Origin of the sequence: Mycolicibacterium duvalii, from assembly GCF_010726645.1 — a bacterium.
GTDB classification, from domain to species: Bacteria; Actinomycetota; Actinomycetes; order Mycobacteriales; family Mycobacteriaceae; genus Mycobacterium; species Mycobacterium duvalii.
Map to the genome: position 1 here is coordinate 1274508 of NZ_AP022563.1, position 23056 is coordinate 1297563.

Genomic DNA, 23056 nt, shown 5'->3' on the forward strand with positions numbered 1-23056 from the left:
CGTGGACCTGCCGCAGCCCGACCCGGACCTCCCCCACCTCGCCGATGTGGCGCCTGCGCTGCTCACCGCGATGGGGGTTGAAGGCTTCGAGTCGCGGCTGCAACTGCCAGGCGAGGTCGCGGGGGCTTGTGTGCTGTTGATCGACGGGCTCGGTGCCGATCTGCTGCAGCGGCACGCCGCTGATGCCCCGGTGCTTTCCGGTCTGCGGCGACAGACCCTGCAGGTCGGTTTTCCGTCGACGACCGCGGCCGGGCTGGCTGCCGTCGGGACCGGTTGCCGCTCCGGGGAGCACGGCATGGTCGGCATGTCCTTCCTGCTTCCCGACGTCGGGCTGATCAACGCTCTGCGGTGGCGCCCCCACCCGTGGGGCGAAGATCTGCGGTCCACCGCGACGCCGGAAACTGTCCAGCCGAGGGCCACCGTGTTCGAACGTGCTGCGGCAGCAGGTGTGTCGGTCAGCGTCATCTCCGGGGCGCAATTCACCGGATCGGGACTGACGCGCGCTGTGCTGCGGGGCGGTCGCTATATAGGAGTGCACGCGCTCGGCGATCTGGCAGCGGCTGTGTCGTCGGCGGTTGCGGATCGCGGGTTCTGCTACGCCTATCACGCCGACCTCGACCTGGTCGGCCACATCCACGGTCCGGGGTCGCCGGCCTGGCGGCTGCAGCTGCGTCAGGTCGACCGGCTCGTCGAGTCGGTCGTCGACGAGCTGCCGCCCGGTGGGCTGCTCGCGGTGGTCGCCGATCACGGCATGATCGGACTCGATCCCGCCCAGACGGTGGACGTGGACACCACCGAGGCTCTGCAGGACGGTGTGGCCGCCGTCGGCGGAGAGGTGCGCGCCCGCCATCTCTATGTCCGTGACGGCGCCCTCGACGACGTGCTGGCGACGTGGCGCGCGGTCCTGGGCCCGCGCGCTTGGGTGGTCAGCCGAGATGACGCAATATCGGCCGGGTGGTTCGGACCCCGGGTCGCCGACGACGTGCGGGCGCGAATCGGTGACGTGGTGGCCGCAGCCCGTGACTCTGCGGGAGTCTTACGGCGCACCGCCGAACCGATCGAGTCGTCGCTGATCGGTCAGCATGGCTCGCTGACCGACGCGGAACAGCGGATACCTTTTCTGCTTGCCGTGGGCTGAGCCTTCATACGTTTCCCCACTCGCACCGGACTTCGTCGTTCGGGTGTGGTGCTGGACTTCCGCGGCGCCTCAGGCTGCGTGGTTGTCGGGGGGTGCGGGTCCGCCGGGTTGGCCGGGTTGGCCGGGTCTGCTGAGGTCGTCGGTCGGTGGTGCGGTGTCCCCCTTTTCGCTGTCGGCGGGCTGCGCCGGGTTGAGATCCTCGGTGTCGTTGTCGCTGAGCCATTCTGGCTCTTCGGGTGGGCCGAGAAGGCTTTCGGGGCGGTGGTAGTAGTTGATGCGGTTTTGGCCGGTGTCCAAGTGGGGTGGGGGGATCCATTCGACGTCGCCGTTGGTGATGTGGGTGGTCCAGCCGCCGTTGTCGTCGACGCTGCGGTTGTCGGGTCCGCAGGCCAGGGCGAGTTCGTCGACGTTGGTGTTGCCGCCGCGACACCAGTCGGTGTCGTGGTGGACCTGGCAGCCGTAAGCGCCGACAGTGCAGCCGGGTTTGGTGCAGCCGCCATCGCGCGCGATGAGCATGATCCGCTGCGCCGGGGATGCGGTGCGTCGGGTGCGGAACAGGTTCAGCGCGGAGCCGGTGGCGCGGTCGAACACCGCCAGGTAGTGGTTGGCGTGGGCCGCCATGCGGATCACGTCGGTGATCGGCAGCACGGTGCCGCCGCCGGTGGTGCCGACCCCGGCGCGTGATTCCAGGTCTTGGAGGGTGGTGCGGATGATGATCGAGACCGGGAGCCCGTTGAGTTGGCCGAGCTTTCCGCTCATCAGCGCGATGCGCCCGGCGGCGACCAGGGCGTCGTGTTGGCGTTGGGCCAGGCTGCGGTGATCATCGTCGATCTGGGCCTGTGACGGGGTGCCTGAGGTGCAGGGCTCGGGGTCGTCGGGATTGCACATCCCGGGTGCGGCGTGCTTGGCGAAGATCGCCTCCCACACCGCCCACGCTTCGGGGGTCAACGTCGCAGACACATCGACCGTCCCGTCGGGACGCTGTTTGGACACCGACACGCCGCGCTTGCGGGCGCGTTCACGCTCATCGGGTGCGGGGCCGTCCTGGTCGAGTAGGAACAGGGTGCGCGCGGCGGCGTCCTTGAGTTCTTTGGGACCAACACGGACCGCCTTGCGGACCAGGTCGACTTCGAACTGCTCACAGGTGGTGGTGTCGACGAAGCCGGGCAACTTGTTGACGGCCTTGCGGATCACCTCGACGTGTTCGGCGTTGATCAGGCCGTGGGCCTGGGCGACGGCGGTGGCCGCCAGCACCGGCGGCAGCGCCGGCCCGGTCACCGGCTGGCGCGGCGCGAGCAGCGCGGCCTCGGTCAACCGGCGGCCGGCCTCGCCGCGCGAGATCCGCCACCGCACCGAGAGCACCTCTTTCCACGATTTGGCGCCCATCTGCTGGGGGGTGGTCTCGGTCTGCAGCCGGCCCAGCAGTCGGTGACGGACCGCGGGCAGCCGACAGCCCAGGGTCTCCAAGTCATCGAGAGCCTCGAGGAGTTCCGGCCGGGTCAACAGGTCGACCTCACACGCGGCCACCGCATCGACGGCGGCACGCACCGCCGCCACCGCGTCCTGCAGAGCCGTACCCGACATAATTCGAACATACATTCGACCACTGACAAATCTAGGCGGCCGGACGCCCGGGTCGGCGACGGCGGTTCGTCGGTGCGCCGCCACCGTCCCGACGGTCAGTGTCGCGCCCGGGGTGGGGATGTCATCGTGCTGCGGTGCCCCTGACGACATGTCGACCTCTGGGTCCGAAGCGAACCGTTTGTCCCGAAACTGATTACCCTAGAACAGAATTGGAGCTGCCGTGGCGCGTCCGAAACTCGCACACCGACAACCGCTTTCGTGACGGCTACTTCACATCAATGCGTATTGTGCCCGTGGTCACAGATTTTGGGGGTTTTAGAGACCCGCTGTTAACGTCCGTCCGCATGTTTGCTCTCGCGACTCTCTTGACGCTTGTCAATCAGGTCTCGGGGACTCCGTACGTGGTCGGCGGTGACTCGCCGTCGGGTACGGATTGCTCCGGCCTGGTCTCCTGGGTGACCAACGCCGCAACAGGCCGACCGGTCTACGGCGACCGCTTCCACACCGGCAACATCGAAAGCGCTCTGCTGGCCCGCGGCTTCCAGCACGGAACCGCGCCGGACGCGTTGGTGGTCGGCTGGAACAGTGGCCACACGGCCGTGACGCTCCCCGACGGCACGCCCGTGTCCTCCGGCGAGGGCGGCGGCGTCAAGGTCGGCGGCGGTGGCGCCTACCAGGACCAGTTCACCAACCACATGTTCCTGCCCATGCCGGCCAACGTGCCGCCGGCTCCCGACCCGATGCTGGCCCCGCCGCTGCCTGCGCCGCCGATGGCGCCGCCGCCCCCGCCTCCGCCGCCGCCCATGGCGCCCCCGCCGCCCGGCGCGCCTGTCGTGCTGATGGGTCACGAGGCGCCTCCCCCGCCCGGAGCGCCGCTGCCGCCGCCCCCGGCACCGGGAGCGCCGCTGTAAGCGGTTGTCAGCGTCAAAACGGCCCGCGCTAGCGTCTCTGCCGTGATCGTGCTGTTGCCCCCGTCGGAGACCAAGCGCGCCGGCGGCGACGGGGCGCCGCTGCGCCTGGACGCGCTCGGATCTCCGGCCCTGCACGACCTGCGCCGGGAACTGGTCGACGAGCTCATCGCGTTGGCCGCCGATCCGGAGGCCAGCCGTCGGGCGCTCGGTCTCTCGCCGTCGCAAGACACCGAGATCGAACGCAACGCCACGCTGCGCACCGCTCCGACGCTGCCCGCCATCCAGCGCTATACCGGCGTGCTCTACGACGCGTTGGACGTCGGGTCACTCCGCGGGGCCGCTGCGGATCGGGCTGCCTCGCGACTGGCCGTCGGATCCGCGCTGTTCGGTCTGCTCCGTGCCGGCGACCCGATCCCCGCGTATCGGCTGTCGGCGTCGTCGAAGCTTCCGGGTCGGCCCGGTCTGGCGACGCGATGGCGTCCGGTGCTCGAGCCGGTGCTGGACAAGATCGCCGCCGACGAGTTGGTCGTGGACTTGCGGTCGGGTTCCTATGCCGGGCTCGGCAGGATCGCCGAGGCGGTCACGGTCACCGTGGTGGCCGAGTACACCGACGGACGCCGCGCGACGGTCAGTCACTTCAACAAAGCCCACAAGGGCCGGCTGGCGCGTGTCCTGGCGACCACTCGGTCCGAACCGACCGACAGTGCCGGGGTGGCAGCTGTGGCACGCCGGGCCGGGATGCGCGTTGAACGCTCCGACCGTCAGCTCACCGTCGTGGTGCCGGCCTGACGCGTCAGAGCTCGAACAGGAAATCGGTGGTGTAGAACTCCTCCGGATGTTGCGAGAACGCGCTGGGCCGGGTGATCGAAACCCAGGCGCCCGTGGCACCCGATTCGATCGGGGCCCGCACCGTGATCGCGCCGCCACCGATCGCGTCGGTGACCATCACCGCGCCCACCACCCCCGGGTCGCCCGGAGCGCAGTACAACCCCCGAGGCACCTGGATCAGCCGGACGTCGTAGGCCATGTTCGGCTTGGCGGTGGCCATCTGGATGTCGGCGACGACGCTGCCCCCCTCGATGCGCATCTGGCTGATCACGCGTCCGTAGCCTCCGGCCCCTTGGTAGGGGTTCTCGGCGAAATCGCAATTGCGCAGCTTCTGGGACAGCGGAACGGTCGTAGACTGCGCCGCGGCGACGGCAGGCACCAGCACCGCCGACGCCGAGAAGAGGCCCACGCCGGCGGCCACGATCGCGGTACGGACGGTTCGGCGCATGAGAGTCGCATCCTGTCTGTTCGAACGAGTGTGTGCACGTCACATTAGATTGAAACCGCAGCCGATGCCGCGGGTTCGCCGTCGTGGCTGCCGTTGACGGGTGCGGGCCCGCGCGGGACACTTTCGCCGATGTCCACGCTGCGGCTCTATCTGCGTCTGCAGGCGATGACGTTCGTCTTCGGGATCGTCGGACCGATCTTCTTGTTCATCTACTTCTCGATCCAACCGGATCCGACCGTGCGCTGGATGTACTGGTGGGGCCTGCTCATCACCGTCACCGACATCCTGGTCGCGCTCTATCTCACCGACTCGATGACCGCGCGGGCCCGGGACGACACAGCGCGGCAGCGATCGCCCTCGGACTCATGACCGCACCGATACGCCGCTCGGGTGCCGACATCGCGATCTCCATCGCGGTGCTGGTGCTGACGGTGCTGATCGGCGGTGCCGCCGCGGTGTTCGGGCTGTTCCTGCTGGCCTTTCTCGACCATTGTCCGCCCGCGACCTGCAGCATCGAGGGCGCGGTGAACGCCGTGTTCACTGCGCTGCTGGTCGCCGCCGGGGTCGGACTGACCGGGCTGATCCTGACGGTGATCCAGTTGGTCCGCGCCAGACCCGGCTGGCCCTTCGCTGTCGGCACGCTCGCACTGTGCCTGTTGACGCTCTTTCTCGGCGGCGTCGGGTACTCGGCAGCCGTCGGCTGACGCGGTAGCTTCCCAGGCATGCTCAGAGACATCCGCGAACTCTCCGATTCGCCTCAGGAGTACGCCGAGGAGTTGCGTCGGCGCTGGGGCGGACTGCTCAGCTACCGCTACATCGGCCGCAGCTATGCGCAGATGGATCTGGGTCCGGAGGACAACACCGTGGCCGTCCGTCGCGACATGCGCGACGGCGCGGGTGGTCTGCTGCTGGCAGTGCTGGGCATCGCGTCACCCGAAGGCGGGCACATGTCCGATCTCGAGGCGGTGCCCAACCCGGTCATCCACTCGTGTCAGGTCGTCGACCCCGGCGTCGGCGTAACCCGCTTCGAGGTGATCTCCGAAGACCTCAAACGCGGGCGGCAGATGGGTTACAGCAGGTCCAAGGTCGTGGACGCCGACCAGCCCACCCGGGTGCTGGCCCTGACCCAGGGGCAGGGCATCAGTATCGGCACTCCCCCGGACGGTCTGCAGCGCATGGAGGCCAACCCGATGCAGATCGCCGACTCTCCCGACCTGCCGCCGCTGTGGCAGGTGTTCGGCGCGCGGCAGCGTGACGACGGCCGCTGGGGACTTCCCGAACTGTCCGTCGACGTGGCCTCCCCCGACGCCGCGCTGCACATCGGCCCGCAGTTCGTGGCGCTGGAAACTGCCGCGCGGCACCATGCCGTCGAGTTGGCGGGCACCGAGCGGATCCACGGGCTCTCGTCGCACGTGATGTTCGTGGCCCGCGGCAAAGCAGGGCCGTTCCGCATCGACGCCGAACCGCTACCGGGCAGCGACGGCCGGATCGCGGTGCGGGTGGTGATGCACGACGAGGGTGCCGGCGACCGCATGACGACGGTCGGCTCCTATCTGTTCACCACCGCACGCTAACGGGGTTTGCGGGGACCGCTCCGGCGGCAGCTCGGCGCGTGCGAGACTGTCGCCCATGGCCCTCGACATCGCCCGTCCCAAGCTCGAAGGCAAGATCCTGGTCGGTTCGGATCGCCAGCTCGGATTCGCCGAGTTCGGCGACCCGCAGGGCCGTGCGATCTTCTGGCTGCACGGTACCCCGGGAGCCCGCCGGCAGATTCCGGTCGAGGCGCGGGTGTTCGCTGAGAAGAACGGCATCCGGCTGATCGGGGTCGACCGGCCAGGCATCGGGTCGTCGACGCCCTACGAGTACCACCGGGTCATCGACTTCGCCCACGATCTGCGCGTCATCGCCGACACCCTCGGCATCGACAAGATGGAGATCATCGGACTGTCCGGCGGCGGCCCGTACACGCTGGGGTGCGCTGCGGCGATGGCCGACCGGGTCGTGGCGGTCGGCGTCCTCGGCGGTGTGGCGCCGACACAGGGCCCCGAAGGCATCGGTGGCGGGTTGATGGGAAACGTCGGGCTGCCGGTCGCCCCGCTTCTCGAGCACGTCGGCGCTCCGCTGAGCATGGTGGCAACCGGTTTGATCCGTCTGATCAAGCCCGTCGCCGAGCCGGCATTGTTCCTCTACGCCAGCATCTCGCCCGAAGGCGACCGCCGGTTGCTGGTTCGCCCGGAGTTCAAGGCGATGTTTCTCGACGACCTGCTCAACGGCAGCCGCAAGCAGCTCGCGGCGCCGTTCGCCGACGTGGTGGTGTTCGCCCGGGACTGGGGTTTCCGGCTCGATGAGGTCAAGGTGCCGGTGCGGTGGTGGCACGGCGACGCCGACCACATCGTGCCGTTCGCGCACGGGCGTCACGTGGTGGGTCTGCTGCCCGACGCCGAGCTCTACACACTGCCCGGCGAGAGCCACCTCGGCGGGCTGGGCCAGGCCGAAGCGATCATGACGGCCATGGTCGAGCAGTGGGATGCCTACGACCGCGGGTGAACGTCAGCGCTGCAGCCAGCCGCGCACCGTCGGGAGGTCGCGGCTGAACGTCTGCATGAGGTCGTCGTGGTACAGCGTGCCGCCGCTGATCGCGCTGTTGCCGGTCCATACGACGTGGACGCGCACCACGCCTTTGTCGAAATAGTCGCTGCGGCCGGCGACGCGGTGACGCCACCCGGTCTCTTCGGCGAGCGCCGAGACAGCCTGTCGCTCGTCGGTGTCAGCCATCGGTGAATCTCCCGTATCGAAGTGGTGTCTGCGACACTCTAGCCCGCACCGATCAGTGCGCGACGCAGCAGATGCATGGCGATCGTCGTGGACCGCTCCCGCACATCGGAGCGGTTCCCCGGCATGTGCGTCGTCCGGGTCAGCGCCCGCACCGCGCCGTCGTCGTCGCGCACCACGACCGAGAAACACACCGTGCCCACCGGTTTGGCGGCGGTGCCGCCGCCCGGGCCGGCGATGCCGGTCACACCGATCCCGGTGTCGGCGCCGAACCGGCGCAGGGCGCCGAGCGCCATCTGCTCGGCGACCGGTTCGGACACCGCTCCGTGGGCGTCGATCACCTCGCCATCGACGCCGAGCAGTTCGATCTTCGCATCGTTGGCGTAGGCCACCACCGCACCCGCGACGTAGGCCGACGAACCGGGCCGCTCGGTGAGCCGTGCGGCCAGCAGTCCGGCGGTGCACGACTCGGCTGTCGCGATGCGACGGCCGGCCAGCAACTCGGCGACCTGGTCGTCGACCAGCGCACCGTCGGTGGAGAAGATCTCGCGGCCGTGCCGGTCGCGCAGCAGCGACAGCAGGTCGGTGTACGCGGACGCGTGCTGCGGCTCGACGCGGGTGACGATCTCCAGTTCGCCGCGCCGCAGGCAGGTGGTGATCTCGAGCCGGTCGAATCCGGGCACCGTCTTCTCGGCGTCGCGCAGCGTGTCGGCCAACCCGGACTCGGGCAGCCCGAACATCCGCACGGTGTGCTGTTCGTAGCGGGTCCGGCCGGCGATGGCAGCCTGCACCGCGTCGGTGGCCACCGCGGCCCGCCACATCGGCTGCAACTCGCGCGGCGGACCGGGAAGCACCACCACCGTCGGCGTGCCGGGCACCACCACGCCCGGCGCGGTGCCCACCGGGGTCAGAATCTGCGCACCTGCGGGGATCAGCGCCTGCTTGCGGTTGGCGGCGCGCACAGCGTCGGCGTCGACGTCGGGAAACCGGGCCATCAGCCCGGTGACGATCTCGTCGATGGTGCGTTCGAGGCCGTCGTCGAGAACCAGCTCCCGACCGCAGAATCGCGACACCACCTCAACGGTCATGTCGTCGGCGGTGGGCCCCAGGCCGCCGCTGGTGATGATCAGGTCGACCTGTTGGCCGGCCAGGAACCGAAGCTGCGCGTCGATGTCGTCCGCCCGGTCACCGCACTGCGTGACGTGGGCCAGTTCCACGCCCAGCTCCAGCAGACGATCGGCCAGCCAGGGGCCGTTCAGATCCCGGACCCGTCCGGTCAGGACCTCGGTCCCGGTCACCACGATTCCGGCGCGTGCGCTCACCCGCCCGACCCTACGCAAGCCCATCCCAGGGGCTGCCGAGTGCTACTTGTGCGGGACGTCGTTGGTCAGGCCGCCGTCCATGACGTACTCCGCGCCGGTGGAGTACCGCGACTCGTCGCTGGCCAGGAACACCACGAAGGTGGCGACCTCCTCGGGCTGCCCCGGCCGGCCCAGCGGGATGCGCAGCATGTTGTCCGGGAAGTGCTTGGTCATCGGCGTGCGGATGAAGCCGGGATGCACCGAGTTGACCCGGATGTTGTGCGCACCGAGTTCGAGCGCCGCCGACTTGGTCAGACCGCGCACCGCCCATTTGGAGGCGACGTAGGGGTGCACCATCACCGCGCCGCGCAGGCCCTCGATCGACGAGATGTTGATGATCGACCCGCCGCCGGCGGCTTTCATGGCCTCCACCGAGGCCTGCATACCGAGGAAGGTTCCGGTCAGGTTGACGTCGATCACCTTCTGCCACTTGGCCATATCGAACTGACCGATCTGGCCGAGTGCCACCGTGCCGGCGTTGTTGACCAGCACGTTGAGGGTGCCGAAGTCGTTGACCGCGGTCGCCACCGCAGCATCCCACTGGTCGGCCTGGGTGACGTCGAGATGCACGTAGCGAATCGAGTCCGGGGTCTCGGCGTTGATCTCGTCGGCGAGCGCCTGCCCCTTCTCGTCGAGGATGTCGCCGATGACGACTTTGGCGCCCTCGGCGATCAGAGCCCGGGCATCGGCAGCACCCATGCCCTGCGCCCCGCCGCTGATGAGTGCCACTTTTCCGTCCACGCGTCCCATGGGGCGACAGGCTACCGCACGGGTTGACACAAACTAGAACTTGTTCCTATTTCCGGCTCCGGCACGCATACTGCTGGCCATGGCGATTCGTGTGGCACTGATCGGGACCGGTAACTGCGGCAGCCTGGCACTGCGGCAGCTCATCGAAGACGACCGGTTCGAGTTGACCGGGGTGTGGGTGTCCTCGCAGGCGAAGGTGGGCAGGGACGCCGGCGAACTCGCCCGGTTGGGCGTGACGACGGGCGTGACCGCGGTGGCCGACCTCGATGCGATCATCGAGGCCGAGCCGGATTGCGTCGTCTACTGCGCCATGGGCGACGTCCGCATGCGTGAGGCGATCGCCGACGTCCGCCGCTTCCTGGAGGCGGGCATCGACGTCGTCGGTTCGTCGCCGGTGAGCCTGGAGTATCCGTGGGGGGTGCTCCCGGACCGATCCATCGAACGTGTGGAAGCCGCTGCGCAGCAAGGTAATTCAAGCATCTTCATCACCGGCGTGGACCCGGGTTTCGTCACCGATCTGCTCCCGTTGGCGCTGGCGGGCACCTGCCGGCAGATCGAACAGATCCGCACCATGGAGATCGCCGACTACGCCAGCTACGACGGCGCAACCGTGATGTTCGACGTGATGGGCTTCGGCAACGAGATCGGCGACCTGCCGTTCCTGTACCAGCCCGGCATGCTGAGCCTGGCCTGGGGTGTCGGTATTCGGCAGCTCGCGGCCGGCCTGGGCATCGAGGTCGACGAGATCACCGACTCCGTCGAGCAGGAGCCGGCCCCGGAGGACTTCGACGTCGCCGTGGGCACCATCAGGAAGGGCACCGTCGCCGCCGTCCGGTTCCAGATCGAGGGCAAGGTCGACGGCCGCTCGGCGATCGTGGTCGAACACATCACGCGACTACGCGGCGATCTGCGCCCGGACTGGGCGCAGCCCGCCCAGGAGGGCGGCTCCTACCGCGTGGAGATCACCGGCGAACCGTCCTATGTCATGGACATCTGCCCGACCAGCCGCCATGGCGACCACAATTACGCGGCGATCCTGGCCGCGGCGGGACGGATCGTCAATGCGATCCCCGACGTGATCGCAGCACCGGCGGGCATTCGCACCACTTTGGATCTGCCGTTGTGCACCGGCAAAGGGGTCTACCGCCCCAGCCGGTGATCAGCGTCGGCCGACGCCGTGCCACACCATCCGGACCCGAGTACCGTCGTCGGACCTGTCGATCTCGTACTCGTCGGACAGCGCTTCCATCAGCGGAATGCCGCGACCACGCGTCCGCGGCGCCGGATCGGTCTGCGGGGGGCGCCACGTGCCGCGGTCGCTGACCAGCACCGTCAGCTTCTGTTCGGTGGGCTCGAAGATGCCCTGCAGATCGATGGTGCCGGGACGCTCCGCGAGGAGGTAGGCGAACTCGGCGGAGTTGGCCAGGGCCTCGTTGATCGCCAGGACGATGTCGCTGCAGCGCACGGCATCGAGATCGAAGAAGCGCTGCAGCCACAGCGCGAACTCGTGACGAATCTGCGCGACCGTCATGGCATCCGCCTCGAGCCCGAAGCGCTCGAAACGTTCTGCGTTGGCAACCTCAGCCGGCGGCATGGAATCGATCATGGCAGTCGGTGGCTACCCCAAGACGCACGTTCCTATTCGGCTTCTCTACGTACCGCGTGCCGCGAGAGCTTCGTCCAGGCTCGGATACAGGCTCACGATGTCGGCGATTCCGACCAGTTTGAGGGGGCGACTGGTGGCCGGCCCCTCGGCGACCACGCTGATCGCGACGTCAGAGCCGGCTTTGTCGTGTGCGGCGACCAGTACGCCCATCCCGGCCGAGGCCAGGAACTCCACGTCAGTGAAATCGATCACCACACCGGCCGGCTTCTGTTCCAGTGCCGCATCGATCGCGGTCTCCAGCTGCGGCGAGGTGAGCATGTCGACAACACCTGACACCGCCACGACGGCTACCCGGTCGATCCAGCGTTCGGTGACGACACAGTTCGACGCCCCCGATGAGGCGGTTGCGCCTTCGGCTGCTTGCTCGTCCAATGTTCACCTTCCGTGTCAGGCCGCTTCGTGCAACGCGTACGGCAAAGCACCCAAACGTGCCACCCGCGCAGGCTGCATCCTCAACCCGGCAAGGACCAAACTACCGTGGACGCATGCTGCGACCGGCCACAGATTAAACCAGGTCCGGCGGCGACGCCCGTAGCATGGCGGGTCAACAGCCTGCGCGCCCGTCACCGAGGAGCGGAATGTGACCGCCGATCCCGCCGACCCGGCGGATGTGATCGCCTTCATCGCCGACAGCCCGGCGGGTCCGCAGATCGGGGCGTTCTTCGATCTCGACGGCACCCTCGTCGACGGCATCACAGCCACCGCCCACGCCGGCGACCGTATCCGCCGCCGCCAAGCCCGCATCGGTGAGGTGTTCGGCGTCGTCGAGGCCGCCATGCGGTACCGGTTCGGTCGGGTTCACTTCGAGAAACTGCTCGAACGCGCAGCCGGCTACCTGCGGGGCGACTCGCTGGCAGAACTCGACGCTGTCGGCCAACGGCTGTTCGGCGAACGGGTGCGTTCCCGGCTGTATCCCACGATGCATGAGATCGTGCTGGCCCATCAGCGCCGCGGCCACACCGTGGCGCTGAGTTCGTCGGCGTTGACGATCCACGCCGAACCGGTCGCCCGATTCCTCGAGATCGACCATGTGTTGTGCAACCACTTCGAGGTCGACGAGCAGGGTCTGCTCACCGGGCGGATCGCGCGACCGGTGATCTGGGGCCGGCAGAAGGCCGTCGCGGTGCAGGAGTTCTGTGTGGCCAACGCGATCGATCTCGCGCAGAGCCACTTCTACGCCGACGGCGAGGAGGACATCGCGTTGATGGGCCTGGTCGGTCACCCGCATCCGGTTAATCCACGGCGCCGGCTGGCGGTGGTCGCCGCGCAGGAGGGTTGGCCGGTGCTGCGGATGCCCGGAAAGGGTCCCCGTGGCGGCGGCCCGGGTGTACTAAAGTAGAACACGTTTCAGTTTTTGACTTTGTACGTCGATGAGCCCATCAGGAGCGAACTATGCACACTCCCCTCTGTGACCAGTTGGGGATCGAATTCCCCATCTTCGCGTTCACCCACTGCCGTGACGTGGTCGTCGCGGTGAGCAAGGCCGGTGGTTTCGGCGTGCTGGGGGCGGTGGGCTACACCCCCGAGCAACTCGAGATCGAGTTGAAGTGGATCGACGAGAACATCGGCGACCATCCCTACGGCGTCGACATCGTCATCCCGAACAAGTACGAGGGCATGGATGCGACGGACCTGTCGCCCGAGGTGCTCAAGAAGACGCTCAACGATCTGGTTCCGCCGGAGCACATCGAGTTCGCCAAGAAGGTGCTCTCCGACCACGGCGTGCCGGTCGACCACAGCGACGACGACGCGCTGCAGCTGCTGGGCTGGACCGAGGCGACCGCGACGCCGCAGGTCGAGGTCGCGCTGCAGCACCCCAAGTGCACGCTGATCGCCAACGCGCTCGGCACTCCGCCGGCGGACATGATCGCCCACATCCACAACGAAGGGCGCAAGGTCGCCGCGTTGTGCGGCTCCCCGTCGCAGGCGCGCAAGCATGCCGACGCCGGTGTCGACATCATCATCGCCCAGGGCGGCGAAGCCGGCGGCCACTGCGGCGACATCGGCTCGATCGTGCTGTGGCCCCAGGTGGTCAAGGAGGTCGCACCGGTGCCGGTGCTGGCCGCCGGCGGCATCGGCACCGGTCAGCAGATCGCGGCCGCCCTGGCGCTCGGGGCCCAGGGCGCGTGGACAGGGTCGCAGTGGGTGATGGTCGAAGAGTCGGAGAACACCCCGGTCCAGCACGCGGCGTATGTCAAGGCGTCCAGCCGCGACACCGTGCGCAGCCGCTCGTTCACGGGCAAGCCCGCCCGGATGCTCAAGAACGACTGGACCGAGGCGTGGGAGCACCCGGACAACCCGAAGCCGCTCGGCATGCCGTTGCAGTACATGGTGTCGGGCATGGCTGTGGCGGCCACCCACAAGTACCCGAACGAGTCCGTCGACGTCGCGTTCAACCCGATCGGCCAGGTCGTCGGACAGTTCACCAAGGTCGAGAAGACCGCGACGGTGATCGAACGCTGGGTGCAGGAGTACCTGGAGGCCACCACCACGCTCGCCGAACTCAATGAGGCCGCCGCCACTTCCTGACGTCGCCGGGCAGCCCCTTCCGGTCGTCCCTCAGGTTATGTAGTGTTGTATACATAGCCGACCGGAAGGGGTTCGCCATGGCAGTCAGTCCTCGCGAGCGCATGGTGATCTCCGCTGCGCTGCTCATCCGGGAGCGGGGTGCGCACCCGACCGCGATCGGTGACGTGCTCAAGCACAGTGGAGCGCCCCGCGGGTCGGCTTATCACTACTTCCCCGGCGGGCGCACGCAGTTGCTGTGCGAGGCCGTCGACTACGCCGGCCAGTACCTCACCGACCGGCTCGCCGAGGCGCCCTCGGCGCTGCACGCGCTCGACGGGCTGTTCGACACGTATCGTCAGCAACTGCGCGACACCGACTTTCGCGCCGGCTGCCCCGTCGTGGCCGTCGCCGTCGAAGCCGGTGACCCCGACAAGCCCGAGCAGTCCGCGGAGGTGATCGCACGCGCCGGAGCGGCTTTCACCCGCTGGCAGGAGGTGATCGCCGAGCGCCTGGTCGACGACGGTGTTCCCGGCGCACAGGCGCGGGCGCTCGCGATGCTGGTGCTCTCGTCGTTCGAAGGCGCGCTCGTGGTGGCCCGGGCAACCCGCGACCTGACGACGCTGGACGAGGTGCATAGGCAGCTGCGGTCGATGATCGAAGCCGCGCGGGACCGGTCATGACCGGTTGGCAGGCCAGCGCCTGCATCCTGTGCGAGTGCAACTGCGGGATCATCGTCGAGGTCTCCGACCGCAGGCTGGCGCGGATTCGCGGCGACAAGAACCACCCGGCCTCGCGAGGTTATACCTGTAACAAGGCGCTGCGACTGGACCACTACCAGAGCAACCCGCATCGGTTGCGGGCTCCGCTGCGGCGACGCGCTGACGGAACCTTCGAAGAGATCGACTGGGAGACCGCGGTATCCGAGATCGCCGGCGCCTTCCAGCGGATCGCCGCCGACCACGGTGGCGACAAGATCCTGTACTACGGCGGCGGCGGGCAGGGTAATCACCTCGGCGGTGCCTACAGCGGCGCGTTCCTCAAAGCTCTCGGTTCGCACTACCGCTCCAACGCGCTGGCGCAGGAGAAGACCGGCGAGCACTGGGTCGACACCCAGCTCTACGGCAACCACACCCGCGGCGAGTTCGCCCACGCCGAGGTGTCGGTGTTCGTCGGCAAGAACCCCTGGATGTCGCAGAGCTTCCCGCGCGCCCGGGTGGTGCTCAACGAGATCGCCAAGGATCCCGGCAGGGCCATGATCGTGATCGATCCGGTGCGTACCGACACCGCGAAGATGGCCGATTTCCATCTTCAGGTGGGGCCCGGCGCCGACGCGTGGTGCCTGGCGGCGCTGGCAGCGGTCCTGGTGCAGGAGAATCTCTGTGACGAAGCGTTTCTCGCCGACCACGTCACCGGAGTCGACCGGGTGCGCGCGGCGCTGGCCGACATCGACGTCGCCGACTATGCACAGCGGTGCGGCGTCGAGGCAGAGTTGCTGCGCGCCGCGGCGCACCGGATCGGCGGTGCCGCCAGCGTCGCGGTCTTCGAAGACCTCGGTGTGCAGCAGTCCCCCAACAGCACGCTGTGCTCGTACCTGAACAAGATGCTGTGGATCCTGACCGGCAGCTTCGCCAAACGCGGTGGCCAGCATCTGCATTCGACATTCGCGCCGCTGTTTCGCTTGGGTGGGGTCGGTCGCACCCCGGTCACCGGTGCGCCGGTCATCGGTGGGCTGATGCCGGGCAACGTGATCGCCGAGGAGATATCGACCGATCATCCCGACCGGTTCCGCGCGATGCTCGTCGAGAGCAGCAACCCGGCGCACTCCCTGGCGGATTCGGCGGCTGTCGGGCGGGCGCTCGGTGAACTCGAACTGCTGGTGGTCGTCGATGTCGCGATGACCGAGACCGCTCGGCTGGCGCATTACGTGTTGCCGGCGGCCAGTCAGTTCGAGAAGGTCGAAGCGACGTTCTTCAATCTCGAGTTCCCGGAAAACACGTTTCATCTGCGGCACCCGCTGATGGAACCGCTGGAGGGCACGTTGCCCGAACCCGAGATCTGGGCCCGTCTGACCCGAGCGCTCGGGGTCGTCGACGACGCCGAACTGGATCCGCTGCGCCGGGCCGCCCGACAGGGCCGCGCCGAGTTCGGGGCGGCTTTCTTCGAAGCGTTGGCGGCCAACCCGAACCTCGGCAAGGTGCTGCCTTTCGTGCTCTACGAGACGCTCGGGCCGACGCTTCCCGACGGTCTGGCCGGTGCCGCGGCGCTGTGGGGTTTGGCGCACAAGGTTGCGTCGACGTATCCGGATGCGGTGCGCCGCGCCGGCCACGCCGATGGTGATGCGCTGTTCGACGCCGTGCTGAGCAGTCGGTCCGGGGTGACCTTCACCGTGCACGACTACGCGGACGACTTCGCACTGATCGCTCACCCGGACGGCAGGATCGCCCTCGAGATTCCCGAGCTGCTCGAGGACCTGCGGGCCCTGGCGGATACGCCCGCGTCACGCACCACTGCCGAGTTCCCGATCGTGTTGTCCGCCGGGGAGCGCCGCGCCTTCACGGCCAACGACATCATCCGTGATCCGGCCTGGCGCGCCCGCGACCGCGACGGCGCGCTACGGGTCAGTGTCGAAGACGCCGCGACGCTCGGTCTGTTCGATGGTGGGCGGGCCGTGATCACCACCGCGGCCGGCGCCGCAGAAGCAACAGTCGAGGTCAGCGACGCGATGAGGGCAGGGCACGCGTCGCTGCCCAACGGCTACGGCCTCGATTTCTTGAGCGCCGACGGGACCCTCGACCGGCCGGGAGTGGCGACGAACTCGTTGACCTCGAGTCGGTGGCGGGACCCGTATGCCGGTACGCCGTGGCACAAGCACGTGCCGGCCCGAATCGAGCCCGCCCTCAGGGCGCCGGAGCAGGCAGCGCCGGAGCCGGTGCGGGAAGCGCAGGTGGCGGCGGGGGGGCCGGCTGGGCCGCCTGTGGGCCGGAGCTGAGGGGGCGCTGGGTCAGCAGGAGCAACGCGTCGCTGCCGCTGACTTCCTGGGTCCGCATCGCGTGCCACAGATCGCGCAGGTAGCCCAGCCGCGACTGCGTCACCGGCGTGGTGGTGGTCCCGGGCGGCAGGTTGTCGGGGCTGGCCAGATGCGGGACCCCCTCCGCAGCCGGCTGTGCCGAGCTGGTGACCACCGGTTGACCCGGCGGAGGAACAGGCTCGGCGTTGGCGGATGCCGCACCGGTCAACATCCCGGCCCACATCGCCGCGCCGACTACACCGACGGTCACCGCACCACGTCGCACCATCACCGGAGTCCCCTCAGATCACTGCCATCGTCAGCCATTGTCACTCTGTGCTTCCCCGCGCGCGCGGATTTCGTTACACGGGACCGCTCGGTGGTGTAGCAATGCGATAGGCCCCCTGACGGTTAGGAGCCATGCATGGCGACTCTCACCTTCCAGCCCGGATTCGACTTCACCGATCCCGACCTCAACCGCGAGCGGTTGCCGGTCGAGGAACTCGCGCAGCTGCGCCGCCACTCCCCGATCTGGTGGAACGAGCAGCCCGACGGGATCGGCGGCTTCGCCGACGGTGGTTTCTGGTTGGTGACCAAACACAAGGATGTCAAGGAGATCTCGAAGCGCAGTGACGTGTTCTCCAGCCTGGAGAAGACCGCCCTGCCCCGATACCCGGAGGGCTCGACGGGCGAACAGGTCGAGACCGGCAAGTACGTGCTGCTGAACATGGACGCACCGCACCACACCCACCTGCGCAAGATCATCTCGCGCGGGTTCACCCCGCGCGCGGTGGAGCGGTTGCGCGCCGACCTGGACCGGCGGGCCCAGGACATCGCGCGCGCGGCCGCGGCCAGCGGCTCCGGGGACTTCGTCGAGCAGGTGTCGTGCGAACTGCCGCTGCAGGCGATCGCAGGGCTGCTCGGCGTGCCGCTGGAGGATCGCAAGAAACTGTTCGACTGGTCGAATCAGATGGTCAGCGACGACGACCCGGAGTACGCGCACTACGACAACCGCAACGCCGCGACCGAGCTGATCATGTACGCGATGCAGCTGGCGGCGCTCCGGGCCGAGCAACCCGGCGACGACATCGTCACCAAGCTGATCCAGGCCGACGTCGAAGGCCACAAGCTCTCCGACGACGAGTTCGGGTTCTTCATGGTGCTGCTGGCGGTGGCGGGCAACGAGACCACCCGCAACTCGATCACCCACGGCATGGTCGCGTTCACCGAACACCCCGACCAGTGGGAGCTGTTCAAGCGGCAGCGGCCGATGACCGCCGTCGACGAGATCGTGCGGTGGGCCACGCCGGTCACGTCGTTCCAGCGCACCGCGCTACAGGACTACGAGCTGTCCGGGGTGTTGATCAAGAAGGGCCAGCGGGTCGTGATGTCCTACCGTTCGGCCAATTTCGACGAAGAGGTCTTCGACGATCCGTACTCGTTCGACATCCTGCGCGATCCCAACCCGCACGTCGGTTTCGGCGGCACCGGGGCGCATTACTGCATCGGCGCCAACCTGGCCCGGATGACGATCGAGTTGATGTTCAACGCGATTGCCGACCACATCCCGGATCTCAGCGCGCTCGGCCCGCCCGATCGCCTGCGGTCAGGATGGCTCAACGGCATCAAACACTGGCCGGTCGACTACACCGGCACCGGCTGTCCGGTGCAGCACGGTGGGACGGGGTCGTCGGATAGTCGATGATCGAGCGCCAGAAGTCCTCTCCGACCTCGCCGTTCGACCGCAACACCAAGGCCAGCCCGGTGGCCATCACAACGCCCAGGAGGCCCAGCCACACCGCCGCCGCGCCGATCAGTACCCACGCGACGGTGGTCAGCACCGGCCACGGCGACACCAGGACCAAGATCGGCGCGAAGAAGAAGCCGGCACCGATGAACCACGCCGAGCCGGCCCGGTCGCATACCATCACGAGCCGGAGCCAGCGCGGGATGTGAGCGGGTGTCCTCATGACGTGCCTTTCCGGGGCTTCCTGTGCCTCCAGCGTGCCGCGGCGAGGTAGGCACCGCAATTACCCGGCAGGTAATGGTTTGAGGGCCCTCCCCCGGCGACACTGAGGTGATGACGGTGCTCGAATCCCGCCAAACGTCGTTCGGTCTGCTGCTGCGGGGCTGGCGGCGACGCCGCGGGCTCAGTCAGCTGGAGTTGGGTATCCGGTCCGACGTCTCGGCGCGCCACCTGAGCTTCCTCGAGACCGGCCGTTCGGCGCCGAGCCGCCCCATGGTGCTCAGACTGGCCGCGGTGCTCGAAGTTCCGCCCCGCGACCAGAACCGGCTGCTCACCGCTGCCGGGTTGGCGCCCGCCTACGCGGAGCGGTCACTCGACGAGCCGGACATGGCCGCCGTGCGCCGCGGGGTGCAGTCGGTCCTGGATGCCTATCACCCCTACCCGTGCATCGCCGTCGACCGGCACTGGATGATCCTGCAGGCCAATCCCGGTGCCGCGGTCCTGCTCGACGGCGTCGCGCCGGTTCTGCTCGAGGCGCCCAATGCACTACGGATAGCCCTGCACCCGGACGGGCTGGCGCCCCGCATCCACAACCTCGCCCAGTGGCGGACCCATCTGCTGGCTCGCCTGCGCCGCGAGGCCGCCGCCGACGACTCTGCCGAACTATCGGCGTTGGTCGACGAATTGGATTCCTACCCGGGAGGTTTCGACGAACGGCAGGATCTTGGCGGGGTTGCGGTGCCGCTGCAACTGGAGACAACCGACGGGCGCCGGCTGAGTTTCCTCAGCACGGTGACCACCTTCGGTACCGCGCTCGATCTCACCGCCGCCGAACTGAGCATCGAGGCGTTCCTGCCCGCCGATGAAGCCACCGCCGCCGCGTTGGGAGCTGGTTAAGTGGTGGTGGTCACCTGCCAGCCGAGGGTGGGGTCGGCGGCCATGCCGACGACGTCGACGGCGTCGAACCACTGCACCGGGATCGAGCTCAGTTCACGCTGCATCTCCTTGACGTCGAAGCCTTCCACGTCCTCCCACCCGTTGCTCATTCCGGCGAGCTTCAGACCGTCTCCGCCCGGGGCGCGCGAGTCGTAGATGACCGCGCCGTGCACCTGCAGGGCACGCAGCACCGTCTGGGTCGACTCGGCGTAGCCGCGCAGGTCGATGTCGTCGCGCAACCGGAAGACCATGCCCATCGGGATGCCCTCGGTGCCGGTGCCGTCCCCGGCGCGGGCGGGCCAGACATAGCCCGCGCCAACGTCTTTGGCGATGGTCATGCCCAGCATGTGATCGATGTAGCCGCGCTGGATGTCGTCGGGGCGCACCATCAACGGCACCTGCGGCAGGTGCGCGGCGTTGGCGTAGCCGATGGCGGGATACAACGACGAGCTCATGTCGTACTGCACGCCGCCCTGGGCGATCCACGTCGACCCCCAGATCGACCGGTAGACCGCGTTGCCCAGGATGTCGAGGATGCCGGCGCCGGGCAGTTCGACACCGTTGGCGACGTTGATCAGCTCCTGCGAGATGCAGGTTCCCTCTTGGAACACGAACAGGTGGCGGTCCCAGGCGGGATAGGAGGGCATGCCCTCGACGAGCGGGCGGTGCGGGATGGCGTAGGGCCGGTCGTCGATGCCCGGACCCGATGTCGAGTAGCCGCGGTTGAAGACCACTGTTTCGGTCGGGTGATCGGGACCGACGACGTTGACCGGGATGCCGGCGGTGCTGCCCATCCACTCCGCGCCGCCCCAGCTGGCACCCATGGTCGCACCCCGGCTGCCGCCGAGCAGCTCGATCCAGCTGTCCGTTTCGGCCAGCCGGGGCCGGTGGCGGATGTCGGCGTGGAAGATCGTGTCGGCGGGCATCATCGTGCACCCGCAGAACGTGGACGGCGCCACGGTGGCCGGTGCCTGAGGGTCCGGGCTGACGGCGACGCGGACCGGGACGACAGTGGTTCCGCCGTGGCTGTCGGTGATCGTCACCGTGACGGTGTCGGAGCGCAATGCCGGAGTGGCGTACATCGAGGCCGCCAGGCGTCGCGCGGACTCGCTGGGTGTGTAGGTGAAGACGCCGTCATCGCCCATGACGACGACTCCCCTGGCCGCCGTCGTCGTGGCGCGGTAGACCAGATCGTCGCCGTCGTCATCGCTGCCGAGCACCCGTCCGGTGACGACTCCGCTCGCCGGGTCGGCAACGTCGGCGGTGGCGACGCCGGTCGGTGCGGTGTTGAACGGACTGATCGTCACCGCGACCGGGATCTCGGTCACGGCGCCGAAGACATCGGTGACGGTGATCCGGAACGTGTCGATGCGGTCGGCCGGCGACGCGGCATCTGCCGCGGCCCGGTGGCGGGCCGCGGCGCTCGGCACATAGGTGAAAGTGCCGTCGCCGCGGACGGTGACGGTGCCCCTGCCGGTCTCGGTGGTCGAGACCAGGTAGGTCAGCCGGTCGCGATCGGGGTCGACGGCGCGGGCTCTCCCGGTGATGGTCCCGGTCGCCGGTGCCGGCGCGTGTACGGTCGCCGGACGGGACCTCGGTGCACGGTTGAGCGGAACCAGAGTGACGGTCACCGTCGCCGGGGTCCGTCCGCCGCGGCCGTCGCTGACGGTCACGGTGAACCGGTCGGATCTGATGACCGGCAGGATCCGGGCCAGCACCCGGGCGAACGGCGTCGGGGTGTAGGTGAAGGCGCCGCTGCCGTCACCGCTCACCCGGCCCAACCGCGGCGAGGTAGCTGTGTAGGTCAGCTCGTCGGAGTCCGGGTCCGTCCCGGTGACGGTGACCCGCGTGACGCCGGTCAGCGGGTCCGGCCGCTCCACCGTGGTGGCCACCTCGGGCGCCGCGTTGGACGCCTCGGTGGGCGCGGTAGCGGTCGCTGGCACCATATCGTCGGCGGCGTCGGCGCTGTCTGTGCGGTCGGCGCGTAAGGCGCGGAACTCTTGGGCTGCTGAAAGTTCCTGCGCACCGGTGCTTCTACGCCGCTCTGCGCGGTCGGATCGGTCGCGGGTCCGTTTGGTTCTCTCGGCGGTGGACCGCTCGGGGGCCGTCCCCGACGCCGCCGGCGATGCGGAAGAAGACGACGATTCAGACGACCGGGAGGACGGTGCGGAGTCCGCGGCCGCGGTCCCGGCGCCTCCGAGCAGCACCGCTGCCCCGAGGCCCGCCGACACCGACACGCCGGTGACCCATCCGATGCGTTGCTGAGCTGACACGTCGACCCCCTCCCACTTCTTGCTGACGGTAGTCCCGGGGTTAGCCGGGCACGGTCGAATCAGGAAACCCGGGCTAACCCTCTACGATGTGTCGACCGCATCCACCTGCCACCGACGGAGGGTTATGCCGAGCTGGATCGCCGACCTGGTACGCCTCGACGGCGACGGCGAAGTGTTCCGTACCACAGCGACTTTCGGCGCCGGGAACCGCCTCTTCGGCGGGTTGATCGCCGCGCAGGCCCTGGCGGCGGCCGGTGCCACTGTCGACCCGGCCCGGCTACCGCAGTCGCTGCACGCGTACTTCATCAAGGGTGGCCGCGTGGGCGTGGATGTGGAGTACGTCGTCGAATGCACCCGCGACGGCAAGTCGTTCAACACCCGGCGGGTGACCGCCAGCCAGGACGGCGTCCCGATCTTCGAGATGCTGGCCTCGTTTCACCGGTCGGAACCCACGACGGACTGGCAGCGGGCCGACCGGCCCGCGTTCGCCTGGTCGGGTGCGACGAAGGCGACCGGACTGCCGGAGCAGTGGGCCGATCACTTCGAGGTGCGCAGCGGCCCGGCGGGCATGGACGACTGGCCCCTGCAACCGATGTGGTTCCGCAGTCGCGAGCCCATCGAGGATGACCCGCTGCTGCGAGCCTGCGCTTTGACCTTCATCTCCGATGTCGGTCTGGTCGCGACCGCCCGCCCGCCGGGCGGGTCGCCGGGTCCCGGGCCCGGCGGGGCCGCCAGCCTCGACCACGCGGTGTGGTTTCACCGCCCGATCGATCTGGGCGGGTGGCATCTCTACGACGCCGAGGCCGTCAGCCACAGCGACGCCCGCGGCCTGGCCCGCGGCTCCATCGTGGCCCAGGACGGCACGCTGGTGGCCAGCGTGGCCCAAGAGTCGCTCTGGCGGATCTGAC

At 68.7% G+C, this 23056-nt stretch carries 25 protein-coding genes; 15 read left to right on the plus strand and 10 right to left on the minus strand.

From position 1 onward, the window contains the following. The first annotated feature begins 1 nt into the window (after position 1). On the plus strand, positions 2-1138 hold the full coding sequence (locus G6N31_RS05890; RefSeq protein WP_098002676.1) for an alkaline phosphatase family protein: 1137 nt from the start codon (positions 2-4) through the stop codon (positions 1136-1138). Positions 1139-1207: 69 nt separating this feature from the next. On the opposite strand, the gene G6N31_RS05895 is transcribed toward G6N31_RS05890, so the two are convergent. After that, positions 1208-2737: an HNH endonuclease signature motif containing protein gene (locus tag G6N31_RS05895; RefSeq protein ID WP_098002677.1), complete on the minus strand. Its 1530-nt coding sequence runs from the start codon at positions 2735-2737 to the stop codon at positions 1208-1210. A gap of 329 nt (positions 2738-3066) precedes the next feature. On the opposite strand from G6N31_RS05895, the gene G6N31_RS05900 reads away from it, so the two are divergent. Next, positions 3067-3633, plus strand: a complete 567-nt coding sequence (locus G6N31_RS05900; RefSeq protein ID WP_163722059.1) for an NlpC/P60 family protein — start codon at positions 3067-3069, stop codon at positions 3631-3633. Between the two features lie 42 nt (positions 3634-3675). Beyond that, on the plus strand, positions 3676-4422 hold the full coding sequence (gene yaaA / locus G6N31_RS05905) for a peroxide stress protein YaaA (protein WP_098006701.1): 747 nt from the start codon (positions 3676-3678) through the stop codon (positions 4420-4422). A 4-nt stretch (positions 4423-4426) separates the two neighbouring features. Here the strand turns inward: yaaA and G6N31_RS05910 are convergent, their stop codons facing one another. After that, on the minus strand, positions 4427-4909 hold the full coding sequence (locus G6N31_RS05910) for a hypothetical protein (RefSeq protein WP_098006699.1): 483 nt from the start codon (positions 4907-4909) through the stop codon (positions 4427-4429). 129 nt (positions 4910-5038) lie between these two features. Here G6N31_RS05910 and G6N31_RS05915 point away from each other — a divergent pair, with 129 nt between their 5' ends. The 4 genes from G6N31_RS05915 to G6N31_RS05930 are packed head-to-tail and all read left to right on the plus strand — an operon-like array spanning position 5039 to position 7456. Continuing rightward, positions 5039-5278 carry a hypothetical protein gene (locus G6N31_RS05915; protein WP_098006697.1) on the plus strand — a complete coding sequence of 80 codons (240 nt, stop codon included), beginning with the start codon at positions 5039-5041 and terminating at the stop codon, positions 5276-5278. After that, positions 5275-5613 (plus strand): hypothetical protein, encoded by a 339-nt coding sequence (locus G6N31_RS05920; RefSeq protein ID WP_098006695.1) that lies wholly within the window; start codon positions 5275-5277, stop codon positions 5611-5613. The genes G6N31_RS05915 and G6N31_RS05920 overlap by 4 nt, the downstream gene beginning before the upstream one ends. An 18-nt stretch (positions 5614-5631) precedes the next feature. Next, on the plus strand, positions 5632-6483 hold the full coding sequence (locus G6N31_RS05925; RefSeq protein WP_098006693.1) for a hypothetical protein: 852 nt from the start codon (positions 5632-5634) through the stop codon (positions 6481-6483). 55 nt (positions 6484-6538) lie between these two features. Further along, entirely contained in the window at positions 6539-7456 is a 918-nt protein-coding gene (locus G6N31_RS05930) for an alpha/beta fold hydrolase (RefSeq protein WP_098006691.1), read from the plus strand. A 3-nt stretch (positions 7457-7459) separates the two neighbouring features. Here G6N31_RS05930 and G6N31_RS05935 read toward each other — a convergent pair whose 3' ends face one another. The 3 genes from G6N31_RS05935 to G6N31_RS05945 are packed head-to-tail and all read right to left on the minus strand — an operon-like array spanning position 7460 to position 9792. After that, entirely contained in the window at positions 7460-7684 is a 225-nt protein-coding gene (locus G6N31_RS05935; protein WP_098006689.1) for a hypothetical protein, read from the minus strand. Between the two features lie 38 nt (positions 7685-7722). Continuing rightward, on the minus strand, positions 7723-9003 hold the full coding sequence (locus G6N31_RS05940) for a competence/damage-inducible protein A (RefSeq protein WP_098006703.1): 1281 nt from the start codon (positions 9001-9003) through the stop codon (positions 7723-7725). Positions 9004-9045: 42 nt separating this feature from the next. Further along, positions 9046-9792, minus strand: a complete 747-nt coding sequence (locus G6N31_RS05945) for a glucose 1-dehydrogenase (RefSeq protein ID WP_098006687.1) — start codon at positions 9790-9792, stop codon at positions 9046-9048. A gap of 79 nt (positions 9793-9871) precedes the next feature. On the opposite strand from G6N31_RS05945, the gene G6N31_RS05950 reads away from it, so the two are divergent. Then, entirely contained in the window at positions 9872-10951 is a 1080-nt protein-coding gene (locus G6N31_RS05950) for an NAD(P)H-dependent amine dehydrogenase family protein (RefSeq protein WP_098006685.1), read from the plus strand. On the opposite strand, the gene G6N31_RS05955 is transcribed toward G6N31_RS05950, so the two are convergent. Both G6N31_RS05955 and G6N31_RS05960 read right to left on the minus strand, forming a co-directional pair. Then, a complete protein-coding gene (locus tag G6N31_RS05955) occupies positions 10952-11398 on the minus strand; it encodes an ATP-binding protein (RefSeq protein WP_098006683.1) in 447 nt (148 codons plus the stop codon). A 45-nt stretch (positions 11399-11443) separates the two neighbouring features. Next, positions 11444-11830 carry an STAS domain-containing protein gene (locus G6N31_RS05960; protein ID WP_098006681.1) on the minus strand — a complete coding sequence of 129 codons (387 nt, stop codon included), beginning with the start codon at positions 11828-11830 and terminating at the stop codon, positions 11444-11446. 208 nt (positions 11831-12038) lie between these two features. On the opposite strand from G6N31_RS05960, the gene G6N31_RS05965 reads away from it, so the two are divergent. The 4 genes from G6N31_RS05965 to G6N31_RS05980 all read left to right on the plus strand — a co-directional run bounded on the left by G6N31_RS05965 (position 12039) and on the right by G6N31_RS05980 (position 16955). Then, positions 12039-12797, plus strand: a complete 759-nt coding sequence (locus G6N31_RS05965) for an HAD family hydrolase (protein WP_098006679.1) — start codon at positions 12039-12041, stop codon at positions 12795-12797. A gap of 53 nt (positions 12798-12850) precedes the next feature. Then, complete coding sequence (locus G6N31_RS05970; protein WP_098006677.1) at positions 12851-13987, plus strand: nitronate monooxygenase; 1137 nt, start codon at positions 12851-12853, stop codon at positions 13985-13987. 77 nt (positions 13988-14064) lie between these two features. Then, positions 14065-14646 (plus strand): TetR/AcrR family transcriptional regulator, encoded by a 582-nt coding sequence (locus tag G6N31_RS05975; RefSeq protein ID WP_179964270.1) that lies wholly within the window; start codon positions 14065-14067, stop codon positions 14644-14646. Continuing rightward, the gene (locus G6N31_RS05980) at positions 14643-16955 is read left to right on the plus strand and encodes a molybdopterin-dependent oxidoreductase (protein WP_163722061.1); all 2313 of its coding nucleotides are present in this window, start codon (positions 14643-14645) and stop codon (positions 16953-16955) included. The genes G6N31_RS05975 and G6N31_RS05980 overlap by 4 nt, the downstream gene beginning before the upstream one ends. On the opposite strand, the gene G6N31_RS05985 is transcribed toward G6N31_RS05980, so the two are convergent. Next, entirely contained in the window at positions 16864-17262 is a 399-nt protein-coding gene (locus tag G6N31_RS05985) for a hypothetical protein (RefSeq protein WP_163722429.1), read from the minus strand. The two genes, G6N31_RS05980 and G6N31_RS05985, sit on opposite strands and share 92 nt — an antisense overlap. 135 nt (positions 17263-17397) lie before the next feature. On the opposite strand from G6N31_RS05985, the gene G6N31_RS05990 reads away from it, so the two are divergent. Beyond that, entirely contained in the window at positions 17398-18678 is a 1281-nt protein-coding gene (locus G6N31_RS05990; RefSeq protein ID WP_098005407.1) for a cytochrome P450, read from the plus strand. Here the strand turns inward: G6N31_RS05990 and G6N31_RS27820 are convergent. Beyond that, complete coding sequence (locus G6N31_RS27820) at positions 18599-18943, minus strand: hypothetical protein (RefSeq protein ID WP_098005406.1); 345 nt, start codon at positions 18941-18943, stop codon at positions 18599-18601. The genes G6N31_RS05990 and G6N31_RS27820 overlap by 80 nt on opposite strands. 110 nt (positions 18944-19053) lie before the next feature. On the opposite strand from G6N31_RS27820, the gene G6N31_RS06000 reads away from it, so the two are divergent. Beyond that, positions 19054-19836: a helix-turn-helix domain-containing protein gene (locus G6N31_RS06000; protein WP_098005404.1), complete on the plus strand. Its 783-nt coding sequence runs from the start codon at positions 19054-19056 to the stop codon at positions 19834-19836. On the opposite strand, the gene G6N31_RS06005 is transcribed toward G6N31_RS06000, so the two are convergent. Next, entirely contained in the window at positions 19833-22148 is a 2316-nt protein-coding gene (locus G6N31_RS06005; RefSeq protein ID WP_133117720.1) for a cadherin-like domain-containing protein, read from the minus strand. The genes G6N31_RS06000 and G6N31_RS06005 overlap by 4 nt on opposite strands. 124 nt (positions 22149-22272) lie before the next feature. On the opposite strand from G6N31_RS06005, the gene G6N31_RS06010 reads away from it, so the two are divergent. After that, complete coding sequence (locus G6N31_RS06010) at positions 22273-23055, plus strand: acyl-CoA thioesterase (protein ID WP_098005402.1); 783 nt, start codon at positions 22273-22275, stop codon at positions 23053-23055. Position 23056 lies beyond the last annotated feature (1 nt).

Coding starts and splice junctions, on each gene's coding strand:
- G6N31_RS05895 (WP_098002677.1), bottom strand. CDS start 2,737: ATGTATGTTCGAATTATGTCGGGTACGGCTCTGCAGGACGCGGTGGCG.
- G6N31_RS05900 (WP_163722059.1), top strand. CDS start 3,067: ATGTTTGCTCTCGCGACTCTCTTGACGCTTGTCAATCAGGTCTCGGGG.
- G6N31_RS05910 (WP_098006699.1), bottom strand. CDS start 4,909: ATGCGCCGAACCGTCCGTACCGCGATCGTGGCCGCCGGCGTGGGCCTC.
- G6N31_RS05915 (WP_098006697.1), top strand. CDS start 5,039: ATGTCCACGCTGCGGCTCTATCTGCGTCTGCAGGCGATGACGTTCGTC.
- G6N31_RS05920 (WP_098006695.1), top strand. CDS start 5,275: ATGACCGCACCGATACGCCGCTCGGGTGCCGACATCGCGATCTCCATC.
- G6N31_RS05925 (WP_098006693.1), top strand. CDS start 5,632: ATGCTCAGAGACATCCGCGAACTCTCCGATTCGCCTCAGGAGTACGCC.
- G6N31_RS05930 (WP_098006691.1), top strand. CDS start 6,539: ATGGCCCTCGACATCGCCCGTCCCAAGCTCGAAGGCAAGATCCTGGTC.
- G6N31_RS05935 (WP_098006689.1), bottom strand. CDS start 7,684: ATGGCTGACACCGACGAGCGACAGGCTGTCTCGGCGCTCGCCGAAGAG.
- G6N31_RS05945 (WP_098006687.1), bottom strand. CDS start 9,792: ATGGGACGCGTGGACGGAAAAGTGGCACTCATCAGCGGCGGGGCGCAG.
- G6N31_RS05950 (WP_098006685.1), top strand. CDS start 9,872: ATGGCGATTCGTGTGGCACTGATCGGGACCGGTAACTGCGGCAGCCTG.
- G6N31_RS05955 (WP_098006683.1), bottom strand. CDS start 11,398: ATGATCGATTCCATGCCGCCGGCTGAGGTTGCCAACGCAGAACGTTTC.
- G6N31_RS05970 (WP_098006677.1), top strand. CDS start 12,851: ATGCACACTCCCCTCTGTGACCAGTTGGGGATCGAATTCCCCATCTTC.
- G6N31_RS05975 (WP_179964270.1), top strand. CDS start 14,065: ATGGCAGTCAGTCCTCGCGAGCGCATGGTGATCTCCGCTGCGCTGCTC.
- G6N31_RS05980 (WP_163722061.1), top strand. CDS start 14,643: ATGACCGGTTGGCAGGCCAGCGCCTGCATCCTGTGCGAGTGCAACTGC.
- G6N31_RS05985 (WP_163722429.1), bottom strand. CDS start 17,262: ATGGTGCGACGTGGTGCGGTGACCGTCGGTGTAGTCGGCGCGGCGATG.
- G6N31_RS05990 (WP_098005407.1), top strand. CDS start 17,398: ATGGCGACTCTCACCTTCCAGCCCGGATTCGACTTCACCGATCCCGAC.
- G6N31_RS27820 (WP_098005406.1), bottom strand. CDS start 18,943: ATGAGGACACCCGCTCACATCCCGCGCTGGCTCCGGCTCGTGATGGTA.
- G6N31_RS06000 (WP_098005404.1), top strand. CDS start 19,054: ATGACGGTGCTCGAATCCCGCCAAACGTCGTTCGGTCTGCTGCTGCGG.
- G6N31_RS06010 (WP_098005402.1), top strand. CDS start 22,273: ATGCCGAGCTGGATCGCCGACCTGGTACGCCTCGACGGCGACGGCGAA.